Origin of the sequence: Niastella vici (genome assembly GCF_002077945.1) — a bacterium.
Classification (GTDB): Bacteria; Bacteroidota; Bacteroidia; order Chitinophagales; family Chitinophagaceae; genus Niastella; species Niastella vici.
Window position 1 is genome coordinate 1 of sequence record NZ_LVYD01000099.1, and the last position, 5,948, is coordinate 5,948.

The following is a 5,948-nucleotide window of genomic DNA, read 5'->3' on the forward strand; positions in this document are numbered from 1 at the left end:
CCGCCTGCCTCGGATTCGGGAATTACTTTGGGAGTTTTTTAAAACAACCGTTATAGGCAATTATACTCACGATTTGCATCGGCGGGATCGGGAACTATTGGTTACGATATATGAAAAAATTGAAAAGTTAGTAGAGGCTGCCCATATCATCAATGAAAAGCAAAAACAATCAAAAAAACTCGTTTTTGAAACGTACCCGTTTTTAGCGGAAAATATTAATTCGGTTAGCGTAGCCAGACAATGCGGAACATACCAGGTTGACGCCGTTTTGCAGGAAAATGTGAATTCGATGATAGAAACTATCATCCGGGTAACCAATGCAGAAAAGCTGTTCTGGTCAGGTTTTTCAATAAACAGCAGGAACAGACCCCAGTTTGATTTCCTGGTGCTTTTGCCGCCCAATGCTAAATACTCATATAGTGATTACCTAACACAAGTGCAAGCAAAATATAGTGAAATTGGATCGGTACTCATCTGGTGCAATAAAATCAATGTGGTATATAAACATTTTCGGGAGGGGCATATTTTCTATTCTGCCGCCTGTTCAGCTGATTTAATGGTGTATGATAACAAACGGGTAACCCTGCCGGAAAAGCCCGATGTTGACATTTCTACCATAAAGGTGAATGCCAGGAATATTTTTGATGATACTTTTCAGAATGCAAAATATTTCCTGGACGGTGCAGAATATTTTGCCACCAATGGCCAATATAAACCAGCTGCCTTTTTGTTGCATCAGGCAACAGAACATGCACTTCGTGCATTATTGGTTTCCCTAACAGGATTGACAGCCTACGGACATAATTTGAAATCATTAATAAGACATTCCTGTTTTTGCGCTCCTGATCTGGATATCATTTTTCCTAAAAACACCGATGAAGAAATGGAATTATTCGATTTGCTGAATACGGCATATGTTTCTGCAAGGTACAGTCCCCAATATGAAATTAGCCAGGATCAGGTAATGATGCTACTTGACCGGGTAAATGCCATTCTCGCACAAACGGAGCAATCTTTTGAGGAAAGGTTGAAAACCTTTGAAAACCTGATTTTATCGGAAAATAGATAATCTGAAACACTCACGCGTTTAATAGCAACTATTTAAACTATTGGAGGTTGCTGGTGAAAAGAAAGATGGTCTGTCTTGGCAGGCGGCTTTTCAGAGGCATTGAGTGTATGTATAGCGCACACAGCAAGATGTATAGTTGTCTACAACTACCGCTGCATTGCCAGTATGAGATTAATATTAGCACTGGTTCCACACATCATGTTGTCAACAACACTACATCTTGCTCCATGCAACAACGGCATGGTCACCATCCAGTTTTCGGATTCTCAAAATCTATTTCTAGCAACAGTAATAATTAAACGTATTATGTGTTGATTTCATAAGGAGGACATTTTTCAATTGAATATTTCTTGTAATTATATCCAAAGATCACGGCTCAACGACATTCGGACATCTATCAGTCAAAACCCTTTGTTTCCTTCTCCGGCGCTAAGTCTTTCGGTCTAACCACGAAAACTTAATCTTCAGCCCACTCATCTCAATAATATTCTATTGGTGTAATTCCCAATCAATCTTAACAATTTTCCAATTCCAGAACAATCGCCTTAATAGCATAGTGTAGGTTAGAAAACACAATTAAACAGAAAGCACATCATGTAAGGTATACGGTTTAAAAAATGTGAAGAACGCCTGATTTTTATTATCTGAAATATTATAATCTTTAACGCATAAATTATTGCCTTACCTACTGCAATTAAATTAAAATTATTTCTTTAGTAAAGTATATCTTCTTCCTATAAAGAAAACCTGTTCCAAGGCAATTGAATAATTAATTTTTTATCGACTACTAATGTTCTATGTTAGTCAGTCATAGATGCCTTTTCTCTCAAATAATATAAAGGGACCATATTGTTGAATGGTTGCCACTAAGCATTTTCTGTATGCTAGTGTTACTCTGGTTGTATAACAAACGTAATCTATATAGTAAGTCATGATAACAAAAATAAATTTAGATAAAGTAGCATCTTATAAATATCCCACGCCTTTGGAGACTGATAGAAAAATAAATCTTATTTATGGCTTAAATGGTACGGGAAAAAGTACATTGTCAAACCTGCTATATAAACCTAACGAACAAAGATTCAGTAATTGTTTCATTGAAGGTTTAAATGATGATGATGTTCTTGTGTATAATCAAAATTTCATCCAGGACAATTTTTTCGAACCAGAGAATCAGAAAGGCATTTTCACTCTCTCAAAAGAAAACAAAGAGGCTGAAGTGAAAATTGGGCAAGCGGAAAAGGAAATCAATAAAATTGAAGGAGAAAAAGGAATTAAGCTTAAAGAACTAGAGCAGGAGAAAGTAGAATTAAACCAAAAACAAGAATCTGCAAAAAATAATGTCTGGGAAATTAAAAAGAATTATACAGGTGGTGACAGGGTTCTTGAATTTTGTTTAGATGGCTTGAAAAGTGACGGAAATAAATTACTTTCTTACATTGAATCATTGCAAAAACCTAATACAAAACCCACAAAAAGCATAGCGGAATTAAAAGATGATGTGCAAGCGCTTTCTGGTGAAAATGCCCAGAAGTATGCTCCATTGGCATTTATTGTTTTCGCATCTCAAGATATAGAGGAAGAAGCACTATTGGGAAAACAAATTATCGGCAATAAAAACACAACAGTATCGGAACTAATCAATAAACTAGGTAATTCTGATTGGGTTAAAGCCGGATTAAAATACTTGTCTTCAGAATTGACGCAAGAAAATGAAAGTTGCCCTTTTTGCCAAGAAAATACCATTTCAAAAGCATTAATAACAAGTATCAATGATTACTTTGATGAATCTTATGAGGCTGATGTGTCTTCTCTCAAAGCATGTCTGGTAAAATATTCGGAGGCTGTTCAATTAATTCCGGATAAGTCTTTTTTTGAGAATAATCCGAAGTTCGAAACATATAAAAAAGATTTTGAGATCAAATACAATGCTTTCGTTAGGATTGTTGATGAAAATAAAAAACTTATTGAGGATAAAATTAAAAGCCCAAGTGTTTCTGTTAAGCTAAAAAGTTCAATAAAAGCATTAGAAGAGTTAAATAGCATCATTCAAAGTGTCAACGTTCTTATTGGGGAACATAACAAAAAAATCGACCATAAAGAATCTGCTTTAAGGGAGATAAAAGATACTTTTTGGAACTTAATGCGTTGGGATTACGACCAGACTATCAATACCTTTATTTTGGCCAAAGAAGCGTCTCAAAAAAATATTGGATTGATTAATAAAGCGTTAAGTGATTTGGCAGCCGAAATGAAAAAGCATAAAGAAATAATTATTGAGCAGCAAAAGCAAACTGTAAATATTGAAGAAGCAGTAATGAACATCAATAATGGGTTGATTGATTTAGGGATTGACGATTTTAAAATAGAACATTATTCAGATAACCTCTATAAAATAGTACGGGAAGGAAATGCGGAAAGAATATTTCGCTCATTGAGTGAGGGGGAGAAAATGATTATTAGTTTTCTCTATTTTTTGGAGCTGTGCAGAGGTAAGAAAGATGCAACAGAAGCTGCAAAAAAGAAAATTGTGGTAATTGATGACCCCATTTCAAGCCTATCACACATCTATGTATTCAATGTTGGCAGATTAATTAAAAATGAATTTTTTGGTAAAAAAGAGAAGAACAATGGTTCTGTTACCTGGACTTACAAATATGAACAAGTGTTTATACTGACCCATAGCTTGTATTTCTTTTATGAAATCACTGAAACTAAACACGAAGAAAGAAAAGAGACTCAAAGGCTTTTCCGCTTGGTGAAAAATGATGAAGGTAGCAAATTCATTCCTATGAGTTATGAAGAAATTCAAAATGATTATCAGGCATATTGGTTCATTATTAAAGATGAAAAACAGCCTGCAGCTCTGATTGCCAATTGTATGAGGAATGTGATTGAATACTTTTTCAATTTTGTTGAGAAGAAAGATTTAAACAATTTTTTCTTACAACCAAGTATGCAAGCAAATAGATTTCAAGCATTTTATAGGTATATTAATCGGGAATCTCATTCTTTGGGGCAAAATATTTTTGATTATAAAGAATTTAATTATACTGATTTTAAGGATGCTTTTGCTGCTTTATTTAAGGTGGCAGGATACGAAGCTCATTACAAAAAGATGATGAAATAAATACGAACATTTTCAAGGTATTAATATAAGACATGCCAAGAAAATGAAACATCGATTCTGTGCTCCTTCCAGAAATAGTTTCGCACGAAAAATACAAGAGTATCGGATCCTATTTTTTCAGCCAACTTGAACCTGTCTTCAAAGTTCAAGTTTGGTATTTATAATTATATACAGCAGCGAGGGAGAATCTTTTTGAATTTTCCGTTTCATAAATTTTTATTGTTATCCAGTTTCCGCTGCAACACCTCCATATCCATCCCAATTTTCAGGCCGGTCACCTTTGCGTAAACCATAGTGGTAGTAAGTTTAGTATGCCCCAGCATTTTACTGATGGTTTCAATCGGGACACCATTCATTAAGGTAACGGTAGTAGCAAAAGTGTGACGTGCCAGGTGAAAGGTTAGGTTTTTACGGATGCCGCATATTTCCCCGATTATTTTCAGGCTCCGGTTCATCTCCTGGTTGGTTACCCGAGGGAATAACATTTCGTTTTGTGTGGGTTCCTGGTGTTGGCTGTATTTTTCCAGCACCCCCAGGGCAGGACTTAACAATGGAACATTCACACCTGTTTCAGATTTTGCCCGGCTGATCTTTATCCATTTCTTGCCATCCAGTGAAACCATAATATTAGCAGGTTGTAAAGCCATCAGGTCAACATATGCCAAACCGGTATAACAGCTAAATATAAAAAGATCGCGTACCTTTTGCAACATCGGGTTATCAAGAGGCTGTTTTTCTAACGTGGCTAATTCCAGGTCTGTTAGAAAATCCCTGTCTTTTCGCTTGAACTTTAATTGAAACCCGGTAAATGGATTTTTATCCAACCATTCATTTTTTACCGCCCAGGCTACCATTTTTTTAAGACGTTCCAAATGTTTCATTGTTCCGTTATTGGTACAAGGATCGGAATCCTTGATAGGGGAGGAACGGATGTAAAATTCAAAGCCGGTTATAAATTCATAGGTCAAACGCTTAAGCAGTATGTCGTCTTTCTTAAGTTGTTGGGATAGAAAAACCTTCAGGTACTTTTCGGTGGTATAATAGTTTTTCATGCTGCCTTTCTTCAGTACTTTTTGCATGATTGTATTATGCTGGCTTACCACCCATAACAACGAATGCTCGACCTTTTTTTCTTTTACAATACCTATATAAGCATCTTTTACGAATGCTGCCGTTAGTGGTTCGCCCTGCATTTGCAGTTCCCGGTAATGACGGGCCAATTTTCCCCGTACTTCTTCGAGGTAACTATTGAACTTTTTGAGTGCATTGTTTTTGGGCCAGGCTTTGCCGTAGCCCGAGTTCCAATCATTAGGGGAGAGATATTCTTTCAATGCTAACTCGCAACGGGTACCGTTTACAGTAATTCTAGCGTACACGGGAGATTTGCCATTCAATTGCTTGTTGTTACGCATTACAAAGTGTACTCCAAATGTTCCTGAACTTGTCATACAACAGATTTTTTGTTTTATGAATAGTTCCTCACACCAGATTACGAACGCCAAAATGAATGTAACTCGCTACCCATTTGTGTTTGCCGCTATCCGGTGACCTAGGTGACCTCAAATGTAAGATGCGGTCACAGGTCACCGGATAGTTCACATACCGTTTGGTTCGTTTTGCATCAAAATGATATCAAAAAGTGAAAAAAGGCTTATAAAACTTGCGTTTTATAAGCCTTTGGGATGCTTTGTCATCCTTTTAGTCGGGCCGACTGGACAAATGTCTATCGCGCTGTGCAAAGCCCGTGAA

Annotated in this window: 3 protein-coding genes; 2 read left to right on the forward strand and 1 reads right to left on the reverse strand. The window is 36.3% G+C overall.

All coding sequences use genetic code 11. The features are described 5' to 3' along the window. Both A3860_RS34600 and A3860_RS34605 read left to right on the forward strand, forming a co-directional pair. The coding region (locus A3860_RS34600; RefSeq protein ID WP_216823582.1) for a HEPN domain-containing protein at window positions 1–1,069 on the forward strand (1,069 nt) is incomplete at its 5' end. Between the two features lie 931 nt (window positions 1,070–2,000). Beyond that, window positions 2,001–4,199, forward strand: coding sequence for an AAA family ATPase (locus A3860_RS34605; protein ID WP_081155173.1), 2,199 nt, complete (start codon window positions 2,001–2,003; stop codon window positions 4,197–4,199). Window positions 4,200–4,405: 206 nt separating this feature from the next. Here A3860_RS34605 and A3860_RS34610 read toward each other — a convergent pair whose 3' ends face one another. After that, window positions 4,406–5,647 carry a site-specific integrase gene (locus A3860_RS34610; RefSeq protein ID WP_081155174.1) on the reverse strand — a complete coding sequence of 414 codons (1,242 nt, stop codon included), beginning with the start codon at window positions 5,645–5,647 and terminating at the stop codon, window positions 4,406–4,408. Window positions 5,648–5,948 lie beyond the last annotated feature (301 nt).